Here is a 21,838-nt window from a genome sequence, read left to right on the forward strand (position 1 = left end):
GCCCGTCACTACCGGAAGTCGCGCGATGGTGCGTTCAGGCCGGCCAGCAGGTGGCTGTAGTCGTGCAGGTCGCCAGCGATCAGGTGGCGGACCCCGTCCACGCACTCCCAGCGCCCGCGCACTCCCAGCAGCCGCGACCCCAGCAGCGCCTTGCGCCGACGCAGCGCCAGGTGCGACCAGACCACCACGTTGACCATGCCGTGCTCGTCTTCCAGGGTGACGAACACCGTGCCGTTGGCCGTGCCGGGCTTCTGCCGCTGGGTCACCAGCCCGATGGTGTGCACGCCGCGCCCATGCGCGGTGGCGCGCAGCTGGCGCGAATCCAGCGCGCGCTCCTGCTGCAGCCGCGTGCGCAACAGCGCCAATGGATGCTCACCCAGGGTCAGCCCGCTGGCACGGTAGTCGGACAGCATTTCCTCGGCCACGTTGGGCGCCGGCAGCACGATGTCCTGCTCGTCCGGACTGCCGTCCAGCAACGGCATCGCGCGTTCGATGCCGGCCACCGCCCAACGCGCGGCATTGCGGTTGCCGGCCAGCGCGGCCAGTGCCCCACCATCAGCCAGCACCTGGCGGGCCTTTGCATCCAGCCGCGCACGGCGGCAGAGGTCGGGCACATCGGCGAAGGGAGCCTGCGCGCGGGCCGCCATCACCGCCCGTGCGGCCGCTTCGCTGCAGCCGGCCAGCTGCCGCAGCCCCAGCCGTATCGCCGGCTGGTTGCGGGTATCGCCGCCTTCCAGCGTGTTGTCCCAATCACTGATGCATACATCCACCGGCAGCACGGCCACGCCGCCCCGCTCGGCGCTGCCACGGCGCGCGTCCTGCACGATCTGGCTGGCCGAATAGAAGCCCATCGGCTGCGCATTGAGCAGCGCGCAGGCAAACGCGGCCGGCTCATGCCGCTTCAGGAAACAGCTGATGTACACCAGCTTGGCGAACGAAGCGGCATGGCTCTGCGGGAAACCATAGGCACCAAAGCCCTTGATCTGTTCGAAGATCTGATCGATGAACTCCGAGCTGTAGCTCTTTTTCTCCATCAATCCGCGGATGCGCTCGCGATGCGGGTTCATGTCCCCCCCGCTGCGCCAGGCCGCCATGGAGCGGCGTAGATGGTCGGCCTCGTGCGGCTCGTAACCGGCATGGATCACCAGCTCCATCACCTGCTCCTGGAACAACGGAATGCCCAGGGTACTTCCGAGGATGTCCTGGATGCCCTCGGACGGGTACGTCACCGCTTCATGGCCCTGGCGGCGGCGCAGGAACGGATGCACCATGCCGCCCTGGATCGGCCCGGGCCGCACGATCGCCACCTGGATCACAAGATCGTAGAACGTGGTGGGCTTCAGGCGCGGCAGCATGCTCATCTGCGCACGCGATTCAATCTGGAACACGCCGACGGTGTCGGCCGCCCGGATCATGGCGAAGGTGGGTGGATCATCGATCGGCAGGCGGGCCAGGTCGATGCGATGGCCGCGGTGCTTTTCGACCAGCGCCACCGCCTTGCGGATGCAGGTCAGCATGCCCAGCGCCAGGCAATCGACCTTGAGCATCTTCATGGTTTCCAGATCGTCCTTGTCCCACTGGATGATGGTGCGGTCGGCCATCGCGGCATTCTCCACCGGCACCAACGTGCTCAACGGTGCATCGTTGATCACGAAGCCGCCCACGTGCTGGGACAGATGCCGCGGATGGTCGCGCAACTGCTCGGTCACCGCCATCACCTGCTGCAGCAGCGGATTTTCCGCATCGAAACCGGCCTCGGCCAGTCGCTGCTGCATCGGGGTTTCGCCATTTCCCCAACCGAAGCATTCGGCCAGCAGCGCCACCTGGTCCGACGGCAGCCCGAACGCCTTGGCCACGTCGCGCACTGCACTTTTCCCCCGGTAACGGATCACCGTGGCGGCCAGCGCCGCGCGTTCGCGCCCGTATTTTCCATACACGTACTGCAGCACTTCCTCGCGCCGCTCGTGTTCGAAGTCCACGTCGATGTCCGGCGGCTCGTCGCGTTCCTTGGACAGGAAGCGCGCCATCAACAAGCGGCTTTCGGCCGGGTTGACCACGGTGATGCCCAATGCGAAGCACACCGCCGAGTTCGCCGATGACCCCCGTCCCTGGCACAGGATGTCGCGCGAACGCGCGAAGCGCACGATGTCTTCCACGGTAAGGAAGAAGGCTTCGTACTTCATGTCGGCGATCAGCGCCAGCTCACTGTCGATCTGCATGGCCACCGCGTCCGGCACGCCTTCCGGCCAGCGCTCGCGCATGCCGCGCAGGGTCAGCTCGCGCAGCCAGCTGCTGGGCGTATGTCCATCGGGCACCAGCTCGGCCGGATACTGGTAGCGCACCTCGTCAAGCCGGAACCGGCAGCGTCGGGCAAGCACCACGGCGGTGTGCAGCAGCGCATGCGGATGGATGTTGCCCAGTGCACGCCGGGTGCGCAGGTGATGTTCGCCATTGCGGAACAGGAACGCCCCGCATTCTGCCAGCGGCAGACCATGGCGGATCGCGGTCATTGTGTCCTGCAGGACGCGGCGGCGGCGCACGTCCATGTGTACATCGCCGCAGGCCAGTGCTTCGATGCCCAGCTGCGTGGCCAGCGCCAGCAGCTGCGCCAGGCGTGCGGCATCGTCGCGTTCGCGGTGCAGGTGCACGGCCAGCCAGGTCCGCTGCACGAATACCTGCTGCATCCAGACTGCCTGCCCGGCATCAGGCTGTGCACCCGGCACCCACAGCGCAAACAGGCCGAGCCCTTCACCGGACGCATCGCCCAGCACCCGTTCCACGTCCTGCCGGGCCAGCCGGTAACTGCCCTTGCCTGCCGCACGCCGCCCGGTGGTGATCAGTTCGCACAGGCGCACGTAGCCGCTTTGGTTCTCCACCAGCAGCACCAGCTTCAGCCCGCACTCCAGCACGAACTCGCTGCCGACGATCAGCGGCACGCCGGTGGCCCGCGAGGCTTCCAGCCCGCGCACGATCCCGGCCAGCGAGCACTCATCGGTGATCGCCAGGGCTTCGTAGCCGCACTGGTGCGCACGCGTGAACAGTTCTTCGGCACTGGCCGCGCCGCGCAGGAACGAGAAATCAGACAGGCAGTGCAACTCGGCATACGCCGGCAGCATGTCTTCATGCTGTACATCGTCGTTGGCCGCGGCCAGTCGCTCGCGGGTTTCCCACGCACGCGGCATGCGCTTGCACGGGGCATCGTCACGTTCTTCGATACGGCTCATGCGAACCAGCCGTGCAGCATCCAGTCGCCCTGCTGGCCCGGCAGGGCGAAGGCCCAGGCCTGCTGGCCCTGCGAAGTCTCCAGCACGTAATAGTCACGCCGCGCTTCCTGGCCATCCCACCAGCCGCTTTCCAGCCGCTCCGGACCGGACACGATGCGCGCGCGCGGATCGCGCAACGGCACCGGCGTGGGCAGCAGCCAACACGGACGCGGTGGACGCAGCGGGGCTTGGGCAATGGCCATGCCATCGCCTTCCACGCGCTGCCACGCACGTTCCGGGCGCGGGTCACCGGCCGGCCCCACGCGATAGACCGAGCCATCACCGAGCCGCGCACGCAGGCGTTCGCGCAGCTGCGGCCATGGCAGCTGCTGCTGGTTGCGGGTATCGAACAGATCGCGGCTGGCCGGCACGAAGGTCGGCAGTTCGCGTGCCAGCAGGCGCACGGCGACCACCGGCTGGTCGATGCTGGCGCGCTCCAACCGGTTTCGGGTGAGTTCGAACAGCAGCGTGGCATCGCGTTCGGCGGCCAGCAGGCCCACCTCCACGTCGGTATGGCCTTCTTCGTGTTCCAGCCGCAGCACGAAGCGCTGCACGCCGCCATCGCGGATCGACAGGCAGGTACACAGATCGCCGATCAGGCGGCGCAACGGGAACAGCAGGGCCATGTGGTTTTCCACCTCATAGCCCAGCTCCACCCGCGAATCGAAATGGTCCGGCGGCGCATACCAGGCCAACGGCTCATCGGCCTGGCCGTACAGCCGGTCCAGGTGTTCCAGCAGCGGCAATCCGAAGCGCCGGCGCAGGCCATCGCGCGGCAGCGCACGCAGCGCCTGCAGGGTGTCGATGCCCATCTGCTTCAGGCGCGTGCCGCCGTCATCGGGCAACCGCGCACGGCGCACCGGAACGCGGTCCAGCAGGGCCCGCATCGCCGCGATGTCCTGCACCGAAAAACCATCGCGAATGCCGGCCAGCACCATCGCCGCACGCGGCGTCGGCGCCAACGCGATGCGGTGCTGGAAGCCCAGTGCCTGCAGTTCCTCGCGCAGGCGCGCCTGCAGCACCGGCCACGGGCCCAGCAGCTGGAAGCTGGCGCGCACTTCCAGCACGATGCAGCCCGGCCACTGCGCGCTCACCAGCGAGCTGTGCCGGTATGCCCAGGCAGCCAGGAAGCGCTGCCAGCGCGCATCGGACTGGGCATCGTGTTCCACCATCTGGAAGTCCGGCAGCAGCGCCAGCGCAGCCGTCAGCCGCATGCCGGCCTGCAGCCCCGCCTGCGCGGCGGCGGCATTCACCGCATGCAGGGTGCGCAGCTGCACTGCCCCACCGACCAACGCCAGCGGCGCATCCGGATCAGGGTGGCGGCGAAGGACGGCATCCAGCGCCAGCTGCGGCAGCAGTACACAGGCCCAGAGCATCGGCGTACCTCACCCTGCCCTCAACGCGAATGCCTGCGACGGCGCAGGGCCGCCACGGCACTTGCGCACCTGCCACTGCGTGGCGTGGCCCTCACGCACCGCCTCCAGGCGCAGCGCCGCTGGCGATGGATTGGCCGCATGCTTGCGGTCACGCAGGGCAAAGCCGAGGCACTGGCCGGTATCTGCGGCCACCTGCAGCCGGCGCAGCGCCTGGGCATCGGCCTGTTTCGGCCAGCCCAGCACCGCTGCACAGGCACCACTGCGCAGGCATTGTTCGAACGCCCACAGCGCATCGCGCGGGGCCGCGTCGATCAACTGCAGATGCTGCAGCGACACGCCGGCTGCCTGCCATGCCGGTGCATACGGCAGGTAGGGCGGGGCGATCACCGCCACCGCCGCGCCGGCCTGGCTGAGCCGCGCCAGCGTGGGCAGCAGCAGCTGCAGTTCGCCCACGCCATCGGCGGGCAGCAGCAGTTCGGTCAGCGCGCGACGCGGCCAGCCGCCCTGCGGCAGCAGGCCATCCAGTGCCGGATGTCCGGTGGATTGGCCTTCCACGCCCTCCTTCGCACTGCCCCGCCCCGCATGCCAGAGGGTCTGGGCGGACAGCAGCTGCTGCAGTTCGGGCGCGGTATTCATCTCAGCCCTGCCGGACCAGGCCGCAGTAAACGCCTTCCACGGCGAAGTCCTGCCCGGCCTCGACCACGATCGGGGCATGCGCCGGATTGCGCGGCAGCAGGCGCACGCCATCGGCGGTCTGCTGCAGGCGCTTGATGGTGAGTTCGCCATCGATGCGCGCCACCACGGTCTGGCCGTCGCGGGCGCTGGGGGTACGGTGCACGCCGACCAGGTCACCATCGAGGATGCCGTCGTCGATCATCGAATCGCCCTGCACTTTCAGCAGGTAATCCGGGCGCGGGGAGAACATCCGCCGGTCCAGCCACAGCTGCTGGTCCAGGCCGATATCCGCACCGATCGGCTGGCCGGCCGCCACCCGGCCCAGCACCGCCAGCGGCAGCAGCTCGGTCGGGCCACCGGGCAGGGCCAGCCCGCGCTTGCGGCCCGGCGCCTGGTCCAGCAGGCCGGCTTCGACCAGCGCCTGCACGTGTTTCTGCGCGGCATTGCGCGAGGCAAAGCCGAAGGCTTCGGCGATGTCGGCCAGGCTGGGCGACTGGCCCGAAGCCAGTGACTGGCGCAGCCAGGCCAGCACGGCCGCACGTTGGGGAGGGAGGTCGATGGGATCCATGGTGTACATTTGTACACCCCCGCTTTCAGAAAAGCGACATCGGCCATGTTCAGCGAGAACGGCTTTTTACCGCCTCACCCACAGCGCCAATGCACTGGTCGCGCAGGCCAGCAGCACCACCGCATGCCAGCCCCCCTGGGCCAGCGCCATGGCGCCCAAGCCACCGCCTGCGGCCATGCCCACGAACACGCCGGTGAACAGCAGGGCATTCAGGCGGCTGCGCGCCTGCGGCTGCAGACCGTAGACCAGCGTCTGGTGTGACACCAGCGCGGCCTGGAAACCGAAGTCGAAGATCACTGCACTCACCGCCAGCAGCACCAGCTGCAGCGACACCGGGAACAGGCCATCCAGCAGCAGGCTGGCAAAGCCCAGCAGGGCGATGCCAATGGCCAGCCGGGCCACCCGCTGGGTACCGATGCGGTCGGAAAAACGGCCGGCCAGCGGCGCGGCCAGTGCACCGGCCGCGCCGGCGATTCCGAATGCCCCGGCGCCCGCACTGCCGATGCCGAAGCGGGCATGCAGCATCAACGCCAGCGTCGACCAGAACGCACTGAAGCCCATTGCCAGCAGCGCCTGCGCCAGTACCGCACGGCGCAGCGGCGGCAGCTGCATCCACAACCCGCCCATTGAACGCAGCAGCGCGCCATAGCCCAGCGTGGTGGTGGGCGCAAAGCGCGGCAGCGTGGCACGCAGCAGCAGCCCCATCAGCACCACCGACACCGCCGCGGCGATGAACACCGCGCGCCAGCCGAACTGTTCGGCCACCACGCCACTGACCACGCGTGACAGCAGGATGCCCAGCAGCAGGCCGGTCATTACCTTGCCGACCAGCGCACCGCGGTGTTCCGGCGGTGCCAAGGTGGCGGCAGCGGGCACCACGTCCTGCGCCACGGTGGCCATCAGGCCGACCAGCAGGCTGGCCAGCAGCACCCCGGGCAGCTGCCCAGCCAGGCCGGCGGCCAGCAGCGCTGCGCCCAGCAGCAATGATTTGACCAGGATGATGCGCCGGCGTTCGAAGCGGTCACCGAGCGGGGCCAGCAACGCAATGCCGGCCGCATAGCCGAGCTGGGTCAGGGTCGGCACCAGGCCGATGGACGCGTCGCTGGCACCCAGCGAAGCCCCCATCGCGCCCAGCATCGGCTGGGCGTAGTACAGCGAGGCCACGCTGAAGCCAGCGCCGGCCGCCATGACCGGAACCAACAGGCCGGGCAAGGCCGGCGGCGGTAGTGGAAGCGTTGCGTCATGCGCAGTAGACATGGGAGGAGCCTTGTTGGTGGGATGGAGCGCAGTTTCCTCCTGCCCTGACGGCCGGTGTAGTAGGCTCGGCCGCATCAGCCCCATACGTAATGCGCATGACCCATTCTTCCGCCCCCGCCAATGCCGACCGCATCGATCTGCTGCGCACCTTCGTGCGCATCGTGGATGCCGGCAGCCTGTCCGCCGCAGCCTTACAACTGGGCACCACCCAGCCGACCATCAGCCGCCGCCTGCAGGCATTGGAAAAGCATTTCGGCCTGCGCCTGCTGCAGCGCTCCACCCATGGCATGCAGCTCACCCACGATGGCGAACGCTGCCTGCAGCATGCGCGTGAGCTGCTGGACAGCTGGGAAGGCATCGAACAGGACCTGCGCGGCGCCGCCCAGCAGCCCAGTGGACGCCTGCGCGTGCTGGTGCCGCATGCGTTCGGGCAAGGCCAGCTGATGGCGCCGATGCTGGCCTTCCTGCGCCGCTACCCGCAGATCAGCCTGGAATGGCGCCTGCACGATGGCCTGTCCGACCTGGTCGCCGAAGGCATCGACTGCGCCATCCGCGTAGGCCCGCTGGAACAGCAGGACGTGGTGGCCGTGCAGGTAGCCGAGGTGCCCCGGATCGTGGTGTGCGCCGCGTCGATCGCGCCCGATCCGCTGCCCACCATGCCCGCCGCGCTGGCAACGCTGCCGTGGGTGTCCCTGACCAATTTCTATCGTGAAAGCGTGCAGCTGCAGCGCTGCCAAGGCGCCGGCACGGGCAAAACCCACGAGCGCATCGCGATCCAGCCGCGCCTGCTCACCGACAACCTGTTCGTGCTGCACCAGGCCGTGCGCGATGGCCTGGGCGTGGGCATCGGATCGGCCTGGATGATGACCGACGAGCTGCGCAGCGGTCGGCTGGTGCAACTGCTGCCCGGTTGGGAAGCCGCGCCATTGCCGGTGCACCTGGTGTTCCCGGCAGGACGCCACCGGCCCGCACGCCTGCAGTTGTTCCTGGATGCGATACGCGAAAGCATTCCCGGCATTGAAGGGATGCGCGTGCGCCAGGAAGCCCGGTGAACTGACCCCTGACTACCCGGCCGCGCGGATCAGGGCCCCGGGGGCTTGCGCTCCTCATTGCCTCCAAAATTCATGCGCAGCTGCACCTTGGGCGAGGCGCTGCGGTGCTCAAGTACTTCCAGCACCTCGTAATCGGCTTTCAATCCGTCTTTGGTCAGGCGCTGGATGCGCTTGATGCGGGCCTTGATGATGTCGTCCTTGGCAAACTGTTCCTGATTCAGGTGCACTCGGCTCAAAAATTCCTCATCAAGCACCACGGCAAAGTAGGTGTTGCCACCGCCCTCGGTGAAGCGCCATTTGTTGCCATCCTGGAAGGCCAGGGTGAGCACCTGCAACGTGGTGACGTATTCATCGGTCTGCAGGGTTTCTTCTTCCGGGTTGGGCGCTTTGAAGTACGCCGCCTGCGTGCGATCAATTGAAATCAATACCTGCTGGGCCTTCTGATCGACCACGGCAACCGTGTCGATTCCCTCCTTGCTCAGCGGGTCGGCGATGACACCTTCGAGGGCGCGACGGATACGATAATCCTGCAGCAACTGAAGGACACGCTCCTCTACGTCCAGATGCTCCTCATCAACATACAGACGCACCACGCCATCGCTGATTGGCTCGATGCGCTTTACCCCGCGGCCGCGCAACCAGACAATCGCCTGCACCATGCCGATACAGGTGGTCTTTCCGATCCCAAGCAGGCCGACGATGCTCAATATGCCCGTCACCGGATTGCTGTTGGCGAAATCCAGTGCTCGCTGCCACAGCGACTGGGCCAACTCCAGATCAATTCCGAACGAGCCAGACTTGAACGACGCATGCACGTTGACGGAAACCTTGGCATGGCTGCCGTTGAAGAGCTCGTTGGCGCGCTCGACCAGGTCCCCCATGGCCAGAAGCGCAGGAGCGAGCGCACGCACGTCCATCTGGTGCTGAACGAGAGCAGGGCCGTCATATACAAGGTGGAAGCGGGCGTGCTGGGCCATATCTGTCACGTGACTGTTGCTCCGTCGCAGCGTGGTACCTGCGGCGCGAAGTGTAGCAACCCGAGCGGGCTCTGCTGCAGGCCGCGTGGCCGACAGTCACTATCCTGGAGGCTGGTCACACCCTCAGAGAATTGCTTGCACCGATGACACTGGCCGGATGCGCGTGCGCTGGCTCACTCGAACAACGGCTGCCCGTTGGACGCGCTCACGCCACCATCCACCGGCAGGTTGACTCCGGTGATGAAACCAGCGTGCTCGCTGGCCAGCAGCAGCACCGCGTTTGCGATGTCTTCCGGCTCACCCAGACGACCCATCGGGATGCGGTTGAGGAAGTTGTTGACCAGCGCCTTGTCCTTTTCCTTTTCCGCCGTCATCGAGGTGCGGGTGAAGGTCGGGCAGACCGCGTTGACGCGCACTCCATGGCGACCGTTATCGATCGCCAGCGCACGGGTCAGGTTCGCCACCGCGCCCTTCACCGCGTTGTAGGCCGGCATGTTGCGATCGGCGGCCAAGCCGGAGACCGATGCCGTATTGACGATGCAGCCCTTGCGCTTGCGCAGCTCCGGCAATGCCGCGCGGCAGCCCAGGAACACGCCGGTCAGGTTGACCGCAACGATACGGTTCCAGTCTTCAAGGGAGGTCTCCTCCGCCGGCCCTTCAACCAGGATGCCCGCATTGTTGAAAATGACATCCAGCCCACCAAAGCGCTTCACTGTGGCATCGACCAGTGCCTGCACCTGCGCTTCGTCGCTGACATCCACGTCATGCACCAGGGTGCGATCACCGGAAAGCCCGTCGGCCAGCGCAGCCACGTCGGGATGGTCGCGGTCAGCGAGCACGACATTGGCGCCGGCCTGCGAGAAGGCGCGCGCGGTAGCGGCGCCGATACCGGAGCCTGCGCCGGTGACGATCACGGTCTTGTCGTTAAAGTTCATGGCATGTCCTCTTGCGTTGAAAGAGGCTTCCCACGATGGCAGGCCAGCAGTGACCTGACGGTGAGACGCACTTCACCCCGGCACGACACTACGAACGCCGCCACGGCCGCATCGTGCCGGGAGAATGGGCCCCGACCGCAACGGGCGGCATCTGCTCCTGGTAGCGCCGAGACATGCTCGGCGGCACCTCAGCCCTGCAGCAAACCGCGCATCTTCTTCAGTGCCTGCTCGAGCTGACGCGCCTCACCATCCTCTTCAACGCTGTGCCACAACAACGCAGGAAAATCGGCAGTCGTGCACTCCAATCCACCCAGGCAGATGTCATCCAGCATCACCGACCCCACGCCGCAGGCTACACCGCGTTCGCAGGCAATCATCTGCATCGCGTAGAAATCGAATACGTCGAAAGCCAGACCTTCATATCCCGGCAATGACTTCCCATCATTGCTCACCCGGAGAAGCAGCAGGCCGATCTTCGCAGTCGCTGCTGCATCGCCACTGACAACCACCCTGTCCAGCAGTGCCGCCGCCACCTGCGGATCACGCGGCGCGTCATACATCGCCTTGCGGATGGAAGCCGTCAGATCGCCGGCCTCCGCAGCACGGTCCCGCCACACCGCTCCGAACACACGCAGGTCGTTGCTCCAGCCGGCCAATACATCACACTGCGCCTTCAGCCGCTGTCCCGCGCTGCGGTACACCGCGGCCCTCTCAGGGGAATGGGTTGCCAGATTGGCCGATACGTTATCCAGAGTGTGCTGGATCCCCTGCCTGCTGTGCCCCATGCCGGCACAGCGTGAACTGGTGAACGCGATCTCGCGCATGGCCGCGGCGTCGCCATGATCGGCAGCCTGCTTCAACGCCCACAGGTGATGCACATCTGAAAGCCCGCCGTTCACCTGGGATGCCTCAGGACCAGATGGCGCGTCATGCGAATCGACAGGCCTGAGTGGTGCGCTAACTGCAGTAGCAACGGGCGTCGATCCCACACCCTCACCTGCGCGCGACAACCATCCTCCACCTGCCGCCAGCAACACCAGCGCAGCGAGCAACCCTGCCCTTGAACGTGATCCTGCACTGCGCTTCACCACGCTCGCGCGCCCCTTTCCATCGTCGTACGCGCGCAATGCTAGCAAAGGCAGATACCACCGCCCGATCAAAAGCCGTAACCCGCGGTAGCGCCGAGCCATGCTCGGCGGCCCCACCCCAGGCAGCTCAGCGCGCGCGATCCACTTCATCAAGCAGCGTGCGCAGCCACTGCATGCGGGCCTGCACGTCCTTCGTGGCACCTTCTGCGCCAGCCGCCCGCCACAGAAGCGAATCCAAGCCTCCTGCACAGTCGCCACTGTTCAGACATATACCGTCTGCATAGTCAGACCCCACGCCGCAGTCCAGGCCGCGCTCGCAGGCGAGCAGCACCAACGCGGTGTGGTCATGCCGGCTGGAGCCGATATCTGCCTGCACGGGTGCACGTGGCATCAGCGTGTACAGATGCGCCATTTCATACAGCGCACGCGGATCATCCGACATCAGCGCATCCTCGACCAGCGCCGCGTCATCGTCAGGCAGCGCGGCTTCACGCTGGGCATGCGAGGCGCGGCTGCGCTGCCGCAGGCGCGCCAAAAGATCCCCCTGCTTCGCTGCATCCTGCAGCAGCTGGCGGTACTCAAGCGCCAGCGCCTTGCGCTCCCCAGGAAGGTTCTCGCACTGCGCGCCACGTCGCGCGGCCGCGGCGCGCAGCAACGGCACGTGATCCGTCCTCATATGCCCAGCCAGAAAATCGACCTGCGACCACAGCCCCGCGCCGTGCGAGGTGCCGAAGCCGCAGTTCAGGATCAACTCGGCGAGATCGCGCATCGCCACTGGATCACCGGCCGCAGCATCACGACGCAGCGTCAGGACGCGCTCTGCGCCGGACTTGGCAGGCGCTGTCTGGATCCCGCGTGGCGCCGCAGGGCGTGGCCTGTCGTTACGCTGCACAGCGGCTTCGGCAGTCGGCACCGCAGGGACTACGGACGTCGCCCCAGGCCTGGGCCACAGCAGGACGGCGATGACCGCAAGCAGCACGGCGGTCAAGCCGATCAGCAACCGGTAGCGCGGTGCCCTGCTCAGCGCGCGCGATCCACTTCATCGAGCATCGTGCGCATCCATTGCAAGCGGGCCTGGACCTCCTCCGTCCTGCCCTCGGCACCAGCGGCGTTCAACACCACTGTATCGAGATCCTCCGTGCACATTGCACTGGCAATGCACAGATCATCGCCGAATTCAGAGCTCGCGCTACAGTCCAGGCCGCGCTCGCAAGCCACCAGGACCAAGGCAGCGCCATCGCTGCTGGTGGTACGCATGCCGGCCTTGGCCAGCAGTTCCGGTGACGTGTTATGCAGGCTAGCCAACTCGAACAGCGCGCGCGGATCGCTGGACATCAAGGCTTCGTCGATCAGCGCATCGGCATCATCCGGCAACCACGCCTTGGCCTGCTGGGTAAAGGCACGGGTGCGCTGGCGCAGCCGTGCCAACAGGTCGCCTTTGCCCGCTGCATCCTGCAACAGCTGCCGCTGCTGCTGCACCTGCTCGTCAAACGTGCCCGGGATGGTTTCGCACTGCGCCTGCCGCCGAGCGGCCGCGGCACGCAGCAGGTGCACCTGGTCAGCCTTCATCTGAGCCGCCATCTCGTCCACATGTTTTTCGAACAGCGGGCCGTGCAGCTTGCCGAATCCGCAGCGCTGCATCACATCGGCGAGATCGCGCATCGCCGCCGGGATCCCGGCGGCGGCGTCCCGGCGCAGCGCCAGCATGCGTGCCTGCGCGGATTGACCCACCGCAGGTGGCGTGTCGGACGGGGTGGCGGCGGCTGGCGGCGGCTCGTTCGGTGGCACCGCGTCGACGCTGGCCGCGCCAGCTGCTTCAGGTGCCTTCGGACGCTCAGGCCACAGCAGCGCGGCGATGGCCGCAAGTACCACCACAATGGCCCCGATCAGCAGTCGACGGGCGTTCCGGGGCGTTGTGCGGTCCATGGCCAACCTGCTTCCTCGAGGGGTTCCCTGTGATGGACTGTACAGACAAAGACAATCACGACCAACGGCCATCACCTGCCCGACGCGCGCCGCTGTACTAGAGTTGAGGCCACGCTCCTCCCAAGGCTCTCACATGCGCGCACGCAACTGCCTGGCCACTCTGCTGCTGGTCCCGATGGTGTGGAGTACGGCGCTACACGCCGCAGACCCCACACCACCGGACCAGCGCCTGCAGCCGCTGTTCCAGCAGGTGCAGGGTGCGCACCTGTTCCCGGACCAGAAAACCTTCGCCGATGCGGTGCCACGCCGCGCACCCGAGGCGATCGTGCAGGCCTGGCAGCGCGCGCACACCCAGTCCGGTTTTTCGCTGCACGCCTTCGTCAACGACAATTTCGATATCCCCCGCGACGCAGCGCCCTACGTGCCACCCGCAGGCGAAACCCTGCGCGCGCATATCGAAAGCCTCTGGCCGGTACTGACCCGCCAGACCGGCACGGTGGATCCGAATGGTTCCCTGCTGCCGCTGCCAAAGCCCTACGTAGTGCCCGGCGGACGCTTCCGCGAAGTGTATTACTGGGACAGTTATTTCACCCTGCTGGGGCTAGCGGCCAGCGACCAGTGGCAGCGGGTGCGCGACATGGTGGACAACTTCGCCTACCAGATCGACACCCACGGCCACATTCCCAATGGCAATCGCAGCTATTACCTGAGCCGTTCGCAGCCGCCCTTCTTCAGCCTGATGGTGGACCTGCTGGCCAGCCACGAAGGCGATGAGGCGTATCGGCGCTACCTGCCCCAGCTACGCGCGGAACATGCATTCTGGATGAGCGGTGCCGACGGGCTGGCGCCGGGACAGGCGCATGCGCGCGTAGTGAGGCTGGCCGATGGCAGTGTCATGAACCGCTACTACGATGCCCGCGCTGTGCCACGCACCGAATCCTGGACCGATGACCTGGCCACGGCGGCGCAGGCACCGCAGCGCGCGCCATCGCAGGTTTACCGCGACCTGCGTGCGGGCGCGGAGTCCGGCTGGGATTTCAGCTCGCGCTGGCTGGATGATCCGGCCGCGCTGTCCAGCATCCGCACCACCGACATCCTGCCGGTGGATCTGAACAGCCTGCTGTTCCACCTGGAACGCACGCTTGCCCACGCCAGCGGCGTGGCCAAGGACACGCGGGCACGGCGTGACTTCAAGCGGCAGGCGCAGGCACGCCAACGCGCCATCAATACCCAGCTGTGGGACCCGGCGCAGGGCTGGTACGTGGACCGCGACCTGCAGACCGGCCATACCCGCCCTGCCCTCACGGCTGCTGCGCTGTTCCCGCTGTGGCTGGACGTCGCCAGCAAGCCGCAGGCACGACGCACGGCCGCTGCCGTGGAGGCGCAGCTGGTGAAACAGGGAGGCCTGTTGACCACCACGCTGACCACCGGCCAGCAGTGGGACGCGCCCAATGGGTGGGCACCGCTGCAGTGGGTGGCGGTGGATGGCCTGCAGCGCTACGGCCAGGACCGGCTGGCACGGCAGCTGGGAACACGCTTCCTGCGCACCGTGCAATCGGTGTACGACCGCGAACAGAAGCTGGTGGAGAAGTACGTGGTGGATGGATCGGCCGGCGGTGGCGGCGGTGGCGAGTATCCGCTTCAGGATGGCTTCGGCTGGAGCAACGGGGTCACGCTGGCGCTGTTGGATCGGCTGTGTGCGCCGAAGAAGCAGAAATGCGAAAGCGCGGCGGACGTCGAGGCGGATGACTGAAGCGTCCGGGCTCGGATCGCTTCAGCCCGGAGTGCGCATTTCCTGCCGGTGCCGCGCCACGATACAGTCCAGATGGTCGACCGCCGTAGGCCGTACCGCGGTTCCCCGGCGTACGAAGCTGTTCCAGTCTGCCGCTGCCACCTTTCCCAGGTCCCGTCGCTCCGTGTCCACCCGCGTCATGGACCAGAAGGGACATAGCCGCGTCCCGACCAGCCCCCCGGCGAGCTGCAGGATGTCGACATGGCTCGATGCGGCGAGCACCCGCCCGTAGGCCGCGTGCACGCCCTGCTGCGGGCCCTCCAGATACTGCAGAAAGCGTTCACCGTCGAACAGGAGCAGCCCGGTCACTCCCGCCAACTGATTGAACCGCGCCGCATCCTGGACGAGCCCTTCGAGTCGTCCGGCCGGAAGGTCGGCAGCCATCTGGCTTGCATAAACAAGGGCATGGAGCGGCACGGCGTTCTCCGGTGGCGGAGACAGACCTTAGCCCGGAGGTGAATAAAGAATCGTGATGATCGCGTCTGCAGGCGCATGCTGCCCCGTCCCTGCTGGTGGACGCTTCACAGGATGCAGGCTGTTCAAGGGCGATGATCTGCGCCAGCGTGCTGGGATGCGTCGGCTCCACTGGATCAACTTCACCGTGCTTCAAAAGCTTCTCCATTTCGCCCCCCTGATAACCGCAGCCATGACCTGCGTGACGGCCTTGATCTGGGTCGTGTACCTCAGTTTCTTCCTGCGCAGCTACCGTCGCCAGCAGCGGCCTTCCATCCTGATCACGTCCGGCGCCGGGAAGGACCTGGATGCGCATTGCTTCGTGACCAACCTGGGGCTGGAACCGGTCTATCTGCTCGATGTGGTCATCGACCTGATCGAGCCCACCGGCAGGGTCGTTCGCGCTGTCATTCCCGAACGCACGGAGCGCTGGCGCCAGGCTGTTCCCGGTGATGACGATGACGTCCGCCGCGCGACTACCGTAGGGGCACTCAACAGCGGCGGCGAACGCGACCTGGGACGATTCCGCACGCTGATCGAGCGCGCCAGCATGGAGAACCCGGAGATCGCCACCGAGGCTGCTTTCTCCAGCCTGGAGGTTACCGTGATTCTGGTCACCGCCAGCCAGGCCGAGCTGTGTGGGGCATCGCGTTGCTACCGGGTGGAGCACCGGCCGGACGCCCAACCCCGGCTGAAAGCGATGACCATCAAGGCACGACAGCTGCAGGGTTACTTTGCCCGCCGCAACCTGACCCGCCTGCTGACCGCGCAGATCAGGTCAAGCAGCGGAGGCTGACTGAATGATGTCGGCGTCGACATGACCGTGATGGGCGTCGGCTATTCTCATTGTCTCGACCCGAGAACGGAATCAACCGCATGCCCCCCACCGATCTGCGCGTTGGATGCAGCTCATGCCGCGACGCGGATCCGTTGCAGTTCGATTTCAGTTATGCATTTCAGCCCATCGTTGATGTGCAGGCTCGCAGGGTGTTCGCGCACGAAGCGCTGGTGCGCGGTCCGGCGGGCGAGCCGGCAAGCTCGGTACTGTCACGTATCACGGCGGAAAACCGTTATTCGTTTGACCAGGCCTGTCGTGAGAAAGCCATCCGGATCGCGGCGTCGTTGAATCTGGAATCACACCTTTCAATCAACTTCCTGCCAAATGCGATCTATCGGCCAGAGGTGTGCATACGCTCTACGCTTCAGGCCGCGGCCCGGCATGGCTTTCCGGTTGAGCGGATCATCTTTGAAACCGTCGAGGGAGAGAAGGTCAGCGATGGCAAGTGGCTGGCCGAGATCCTGAGCGAGTACAAGCGCATCGGCTTCAAGACGGCGATCGATGATTTCGGGGCCGGGTTTGCGGGCCTGAACCTGCTGGCCGACTTTCAGCCGGACCTGGTCAAGTTGGACATGGCGCTGATCCGCGGGATCGACCACAGCCCTGCACGACGCGCGATCGTGGCGGGCGTGGTCTCCATGTGCGCGCAGTTGGCTATCGATGTCATCGCCGAAGGCATAGAGACCCGCGATGAAGCGCAGTGTCTGTCGGATCTCGGCATCCGCCTGATGCAGGGCTATTGGTTCGGCCGGCCGCAGTTCGAGCGCGCCGTGCGCGAGGCCGACATTGCCCTGCCACACATGGGTCGATAACCCCAACGAAGAACTGGCGACAACACCCGCCAAGAGCGCGTGTTTGCATGGCCGGAGTTGCAAAAGAACCTGGCCATCACCGTGGACCAGGCTCCCGCTAATCACCCAGTGTCGTGTCCAGGCCGACCGTGGTCGCCCGCGGGGCGCCGTTCCGAGCCATGTATCGCGCTGTTTGCGACGATCAAGATTCATATGTGCACGACGGATGCCGGAGATGCACCGTGCATCAGCCCGATTACCGGCCATTGAGAGAAACAACGGTTCTCAACGCTTGTAATCCCGGAGGATCTGAAGCTGACAGGCACGACGCTCCGGCGTTGACCGATGCCGCGAGCAGACAGCACGCCTGCTGCTCAATGCGCCTTTCGCCGCCCGAGGATTCGATCATGGCAAGTCCCTGCCCGCCCCTCACCCTGGACCTTCTGCTGCAAAGCACGAGCCATCGTCTATGTGGAAGAGCAGCAATGTCCGCTTCGCGAAGAGTTCGATGGAAACGACGTGGCCGGCTCCACCCACCTGCTGGCGACATTCGACGAGGAAGCGGCGGGCGTACTCCGCGTCCGCTGGTTCGCCGATTTCGCCAAGGTCGAACGCGTGGCGGTGCGCCAGCGATTCCTGGGCGGTACGGTCAGCCAAGCGCTGCTGCAGTCGGCATTTTCGCTTGCCGAAGACAAGGGGTATCGGCGCATGTTGCTGCACATCGAACCCGGCCTGGCGCAGTACTACCTGCGCTACGGATTCCAGCCACGCGAGGGCCGGCCACGCTTCCATTACTCGGACCGTGAGTACATGGAGGTCATCAAGGATCTCATGCCCCCCATCGACGCCATCACCGTGGACAGCCCCGCGCTGTGTGTCGTGCGGCCGGAAGGAGCGTGGCGGGAGGCGGGAATCCTGGATCTATCCAGCGCGCGGGGCTGCTGAGCGGCGCGCCGCGAAGGCAGGAGACGCCGTGTGGTGGGCCCACCAGGATTCGAACCTGGAACCAAAGGATTATGAGTCCTCTGCTCTAACCGTTGAGCTATAGGCCCGCTTGCGGCCGCCCAGTCTAATGCAAGCCCGCGGCCGTACTCCAGACACCGGTGCGTCATGGCGCACTACCCACAACGTGCCGACCTGTGATGGTCGGCACGTCACCACCCATCACGCCACCGCGAAGGGCCCCTGCCGCTCGAAGTAACGTCGCAGGCGGGTACAGGCCGGGGCGAGCACGGCCTCCAGCTCATCGCTGGGGTCCGGCTGCCACGTCACGTTGACCACGCCCGGCAGGTCTTCCACGCCGGCATGCTCACCGCGCGCTTCCAGCAGCACGGTGCGGTCGCTGCCCAGTACACCCAGCAGCACGCCGGTTTCCAGCAGCAGCGCATCACGCGTGGCAGGCCACGCATCCGGCGATGCCGGTGCGTTGTCGTCGCCGGAGATCACCACCGCAAAGTCCACGCCCGCCGCCAGTTCCTGCAGGCGCTGCACGGACAAGCCGCCATTGCGGGCCAGGCCATCCTGCCACTGGCGCACGGTGAAGCCTTCGCAGGCCAACGTTTCCTGCACCACCTGCGCCGCCGCGGCTGACTGCGGCGACGCCAGCACCAGCACCTTGGTGCGGTCGCGGGCACTGCCGATGTGGTCGTTGCGCTGGTACAGCCTGCGCGCCAGTTCCTGCGCCACGTAGCGGTGGATCTGCGGGAACTGCTCGGCAAGGTCCTCCAGGCGGGCCGCACTGACACGTGCGACGACACTGGGTTCGACGGCCACCACCGTGGCCGAGCGGATCTGCGTCGGCTGCACGGCGGCCATCTCGCCCACGTGCTCGCCGGCATGGCGTCGTGCGACGCGCTTGCCATTGACGAACACGTCGAAGGATCCGGTCACGATGAAGTAGACGTCATTGTCCACTCCACCCTGGTGAATGACGGCGGCACCGGTCTGGGCCTCCAGCAAGGTCACGCTGCTGGCGAGTGCTTCGGCGAGCGCCTTGTCGCCGCGTACCAGTTTCTGCTCGGACAGCGTGTACAGCAGATTGCGGCGACCTTCGTCACCGGTGAAGCGAGCCAACATTGAAGTCCCCCTGTGGACTGCATCCGTCATGGATGGCATGTGCAGATTAACCCCTGATCTGTGACGTAGAGCACACGTTTTTGGCAAATTCATGTGGAACAGCTGAACAACCTGAATACGGTCATACACATCAAGGATCCGCTGGAACTCAGGGGCCTGATACGGCAGTCCATGTTACGGAATATGTTACGAAAAATTCGAAATTGTTTCGGATGATTCTTTTGAAAACAGTGCCTTATCAACGTTACTGTTACGTAAAAGCTCCTTCATGACCAACAAAAAACCCCGCCGGAGCGGGGTTCTTCAAAACGCTTCACGCACCGACAGGGATCAGTCGATATCCAGGAAGCTGCGCAGCTGCTCGGAACGGCTCGGGTGACGCAGCTTGCGCAGCGCTTTCGCTTCGATCTGGCGGATGCGCTCGCGGGTGACGTCGAACTGCTTGCCGACTTCTTCCAGCGTGTGATCAGTGTTCATGTCGATGCCGAAGCGCATGCGCAGCACCTTGGCTTCCCTCGGGGTGAGGCCGGCCAGCACGTCGCGCACGGTTTCAGACAGGTTGATGTTGGTGGTGTTCTCGATCGGGGACTCCACGTTGGTGTCCTCGATGAAGTCGCCCAGATGAGAATCCTCGTCGTCGCCGATCGGGGTTTCCATCGAGATCGGCTCCTTGGCGATCTTCATCACCTTGCGGATCTTGTCTTCCGGCATGTCCATTTCCTTGGCCAGCTCCTCCGGCGTGGCCTCGCGGCCGTACTGCTGGAGCATCTGGCGGGAAATGCGGTTCAACTTGTTGATCGTTTCGATCATGTGCACCGGAATACGGATGGTGCGCGCCTGGTCGGCGATCGAACGGGTGATGGCCTGGCGGATCCACCAGGTCGCATACGTGGAGAACTTGTAGCCGCGACGGTACTCGAACTTGTCCACGGCCTTCATCAGGCCGATGTTGCCTTCCTGGATCAGGTCCAGGAACTGCAGGCCGCGGTTGGTGTACTTCTTGGCGATGGAGATGACCAGGCGCAGGTTGGCCTCGACCATTTCCTTCTTGGCCTTGCGCGCACGGGCTTCGCCGTAAGCCATCGCACGGCTGATTTCCTTCAGGTCATCCAGGCTCAGCAGGGTGCCCTTCTCGATATCGATCGTGGCCTGCTGTTCGGAGATGATCTGGTCCTTGACGTCACGCAGGGCCGAGGACCACTTCTGCTTGCGCTTCAGTGCGTCTTCCACCCACTCAAGGTTGGTCTGGTTGCCTTCCCACGAACGGATGAAGTCCTTGCGCGGCATGCGCGCGGTGACCGTCGCCAGGTTCAGCACGCGACGCTCATGCGACTTGATGCCGGCCATGGTGTCGCGCAGCTGCTTGGTCAGCACGTCGGTCAGCGGCAGCGGCAGCTTCAGGGTGACGAACACCGCCGACATCTCCTCGCGGAGCTTCAGCAGGTTCTTGCCATCGCCCTTGGCAGCCGCCTTCTTGAAGGCATTGAAGGCATCGGCCAGCGCCTGCATGCGCGCGGCGACCTCTTCCGGATCCGGGCCGGTCGGGCCGGCTTCTTCCTCGGCGTCGTCGCCGTCTTCTTCCTCGTCCTCGTCCTCATCGGCATCAGCGTCATCGCTGGTGTCTTCGACAACGGCCGGGGCCGGCACTTCTTCGGACAGGTCGTTGAAGCCGACGATCACTTCGGCCAGGCGCTTCTTGCCTTCCTTGTGCGCTTCGTAATCGGACAGCAGCGATTCGACCGATACCGGGAACAGGCCGAGGGCGGCCTGGACCTGGCCCAGGCCTTCTTCGATGCGCTTGGCGATGGCGATTTCGCCTTCGCGGGTCAGCAGCTCGACCGTACCCATTTCGCGCATGTACATGCGCACCGGGTCGGTGGTGCGGCCACCTTCGGTGTCGAGTGCGGTCAGTGCGGCAGCGGCTTCTTCAGCGGCGGTGTCATCCACCTCGCGGTTGCCGGTGTTGCCGTCATTGAGCAGCAGGGTTTCCGCATCAGGGGCCACTTCATGGACATCAATGCCCATGCCGTTGATCATGCCGATGATGTCTTCGATCTGCTCCGGATCGACCATGTCGTCGGGCAGGTGATCGTTGACTTCGGCATAGGTCAGGTAGCCCTGTTCCAGGCCCTTGCTGATCAGTTGCTTGATTTCGGATTGGGCAGGACGTTCGTTGGCCATGGATGCTCGCGCCACCGGCTGGAGTAGGAAAAGGGAACGTAGCATTATACCAGCCCCTCGCCCGGCCTGCCCGGGCGGTGGTCCCGGGGGGTCAGGGCCTGAGCAGGAAGGTCACGGGACCGTCGTTGACCAGGCTGACGACCATATGGGCGCCAAAGCGTCCCGTTTCCACCCCGAAGGCATGCTTTTCACGACATATCTCCACAAAACGGTTGAACCCTCGTTCAGCCTCGGCCGGCGGCGCCGCCGTGGTGAAGCTCGGGCGCGTGCCGGAGGCGGTGTCTGCGACCAGCGTGAACTGGCTGACCAGCAGCAATCCGCCGCCCGTGTCGCGAAGAGACCGGTTCATTTTTCCCGCCTCGTCAGCAAACACACGGTAGCCGAGCAACCGATCGGCCATCCGCTGCAGCTGGGCCTCCGAATCGCCAGGCTCCATGCCCACCAGGGCCAGCAGGCCCGGGCCGATCTGCCCCACGGCTTGATCATCGACGTGGACGGCAGCCTGGCTGACGCGCTGGATCAGGACGAGCATGGGGACCTCGAGGCAGGGGCAGCCCGCCACCTTAGCAGCGGCCACGCTAAACTTGGCC

At 65.8% G+C, this 21,838-nt stretch carries 19 protein-coding genes and 1 tRNA gene; 5 read left to right on the forward strand and 15 right to left on the reverse strand.

Features of this window, described 5'->3' with window-relative positions:
- Positions 1–8: 8 nt before the first annotated feature.
- From IFT63_RS16275 to IFT63_RS16295, 5 genes are all read right to left on the reverse strand, one after another.
- Entirely contained in the window at positions 9–3,224 is a 3,216-nt protein-coding gene (locus IFT63_RS16275) for an error-prone DNA polymerase (RefSeq protein WP_192085127.1), read from the reverse strand.
- Complete coding sequence (locus tag IFT63_RS16280; RefSeq protein ID WP_192085128.1) at positions 3,221–4,639, reverse strand: DNA polymerase Y family protein; 1,419 nt, start codon at positions 4,637–4,639, stop codon at positions 3,221–3,223. The genes IFT63_RS16275 and IFT63_RS16280 overlap by 4 nt, the downstream gene beginning before the upstream one ends.
- A gap of 9 nt (positions 4,640–4,648) precedes the next feature.
- Positions 4,649–5,275 (reverse strand): translesion DNA synthesis-associated protein ImuA, encoded by a 627-nt coding sequence (gene imuA / locus IFT63_RS16285; protein WP_192085129.1) that lies wholly within the window; start codon positions 5,273–5,275, stop codon positions 4,649–4,651.
- A 1-nt stretch (position 5,276) separates the two neighbouring features.
- Positions 5,277–5,882: a transcriptional repressor LexA gene (gene lexA / locus IFT63_RS16290; protein WP_042614526.1), complete on the reverse strand. Its 606-nt coding sequence runs from the start codon at positions 5,880–5,882 to the stop codon at positions 5,277–5,279.
- A gap of 66 nt (positions 5,883–5,948) precedes the next feature.
- Complete coding sequence (locus IFT63_RS16295) at positions 5,949–7,139, reverse strand: MFS transporter (protein WP_249404514.1); 1,191 nt, start codon at positions 7,137–7,139, stop codon at positions 5,949–5,951.
- 95 nt (positions 7,140–7,234) lie between these two features.
- Between IFT63_RS16295 and IFT63_RS16300 the strand changes: the two genes are divergently transcribed.
- Entirely contained in the window at positions 7,235–8,191 is a 957-nt protein-coding gene (locus IFT63_RS16300) for a LysR family transcriptional regulator (RefSeq protein ID WP_192085130.1), read from the forward strand.
- Between the two features lie 29 nt (positions 8,192–8,220).
- Here IFT63_RS16300 and IFT63_RS16305 read toward each other — a convergent pair whose 3' ends face one another.
- The 5 genes from IFT63_RS16305 to IFT63_RS16325 all read right to left on the reverse strand — a co-directional run bounded on the left by IFT63_RS16305 (position 8,221) and on the right by IFT63_RS16325 (position 12,898).
- Positions 8,221–9,168, reverse strand: a complete 948-nt coding sequence (locus IFT63_RS16305; RefSeq protein ID WP_042614453.1) for a hypothetical protein — start codon at positions 9,166–9,168, stop codon at positions 8,221–8,223.
- Positions 9,169–9,341: 173 nt separating this feature from the next.
- Positions 9,342–10,103 carry an SDR family NAD(P)-dependent oxidoreductase gene (locus IFT63_RS16310; RefSeq protein WP_042614454.1) on the reverse strand — a complete coding sequence of 254 codons (762 nt, stop codon included), beginning with the start codon at positions 10,101–10,103 and terminating at the stop codon, positions 9,342–9,344.
- A 188-nt stretch (positions 10,104–10,291) separates the two neighbouring features.
- Positions 10,292–11,341, reverse strand: coding sequence for a hypothetical protein (locus IFT63_RS16315; protein WP_192085131.1), 1,050 nt, complete (start codon positions 11,339–11,341; stop codon positions 10,292–10,294).
- The gene (locus IFT63_RS16320) at positions 11,319–12,179 is read right to left on the reverse strand and encodes a hypothetical protein (RefSeq protein WP_192085132.1); all 861 of its coding nucleotides are present in this window, start codon (positions 12,177–12,179) and stop codon (positions 11,319–11,321) included. The genes IFT63_RS16315 and IFT63_RS16320 overlap by 23 nt, the downstream gene beginning before the upstream one ends.
- Positions 12,180–12,211: 32 nt before the next feature.
- Positions 12,212–12,898, reverse strand: a complete 687-nt coding sequence (locus IFT63_RS16325) for a hypothetical protein (protein ID WP_192085133.1) — start codon at positions 12,896–12,898, stop codon at positions 12,212–12,214.
- A gap of 352 nt (positions 12,899–13,250) precedes the next feature.
- Here IFT63_RS16325 and treA point away from each other — a divergent pair, with 352 nt between their 5' ends.
- A complete protein-coding gene (gene treA, locus IFT63_RS16330; protein ID WP_192085134.1) occupies positions 13,251–14,870 on the forward strand; it encodes an alpha,alpha-trehalase TreA in 1,620 nt (539 codons plus the stop codon).
- A gap of 21 nt (positions 14,871–14,891) precedes the next feature.
- Here treA and IFT63_RS16335 read toward each other — a convergent pair whose 3' ends face one another.
- Positions 14,892–15,326, reverse strand: coding sequence for a BLUF domain-containing protein (locus tag IFT63_RS16335; RefSeq protein WP_042614460.1), 435 nt, complete (start codon positions 15,324–15,326; stop codon positions 14,892–14,894).
- Positions 15,327–15,381: 55 nt separating this feature from the next.
- Between IFT63_RS16335 and IFT63_RS16340 the strand changes: the two genes are divergently transcribed.
- From IFT63_RS16340 to IFT63_RS16350, 3 genes are all read left to right on the forward strand, one after another.
- Positions 15,382–16,158: a hypothetical protein gene (locus tag IFT63_RS16340; protein WP_192085135.1), complete on the forward strand. Its 777-nt coding sequence runs from the start codon at positions 15,382–15,384 to the stop codon at positions 16,156–16,158.
- Between the two features lie 80 nt (positions 16,159–16,238).
- Entirely contained in the window at positions 16,239–17,012 is a 774-nt protein-coding gene (locus IFT63_RS16345) for an EAL domain-containing protein (RefSeq protein WP_192085136.1), read from the forward strand.
- Positions 17,013–17,462: 450 nt separating this feature from the next.
- Complete coding sequence (locus IFT63_RS16350) at positions 17,463–17,936, forward strand: GNAT family N-acetyltransferase (RefSeq protein ID WP_342450507.1); 474 nt, start codon at positions 17,463–17,465, stop codon at positions 17,934–17,936.
- Positions 17,937–17,967: 31 nt separating this feature from the next.
- Here the strand turns inward: IFT63_RS16350 and IFT63_RS16355 are convergent.
- From IFT63_RS16355 to dtd, 4 genes are all read right to left on the reverse strand, one after another.
- Positions 17,968–18,043, reverse strand: a tRNA-Ile gene (locus IFT63_RS16355).
- Between the two features lie 112 nt (positions 18,044–18,155).
- The gene (locus IFT63_RS16360; protein ID WP_192085138.1) at positions 18,156–19,067 is read right to left on the reverse strand and encodes a cyclic nucleotide-binding domain-containing protein; all 912 of its coding nucleotides are present in this window, start codon (positions 19,065–19,067) and stop codon (positions 18,156–18,158) included.
- 330 nt (positions 19,068–19,397) lie between these two features.
- Complete coding sequence (gene rpoD, locus IFT63_RS16365) at positions 19,398–21,248, reverse strand: RNA polymerase sigma factor RpoD (protein ID WP_042614468.1); 1,851 nt, start codon at positions 21,246–21,248, stop codon at positions 19,398–19,400.
- Between the two features lie 91 nt (positions 21,249–21,339).
- Positions 21,340–21,780 carry a D-aminoacyl-tRNA deacylase gene (gene dtd, locus IFT63_RS16370; RefSeq protein WP_192085139.1) on the reverse strand — a complete coding sequence of 147 codons (441 nt, stop codon included), beginning with the start codon at positions 21,778–21,780 and terminating at the stop codon, positions 21,340–21,342.
- Positions 21,781–21,838: the final 58 nt, after the last annotated feature.

It is taken from the genome of Stenotrophomonas sp. CFBP 13724, assembly GCF_014841975.1.
GTDB lineage: Bacteria > Pseudomonadota > Gammaproteobacteria > Xanthomonadales > Xanthomonadaceae > Stenotrophomonas > Stenotrophomonas lacuserhaii.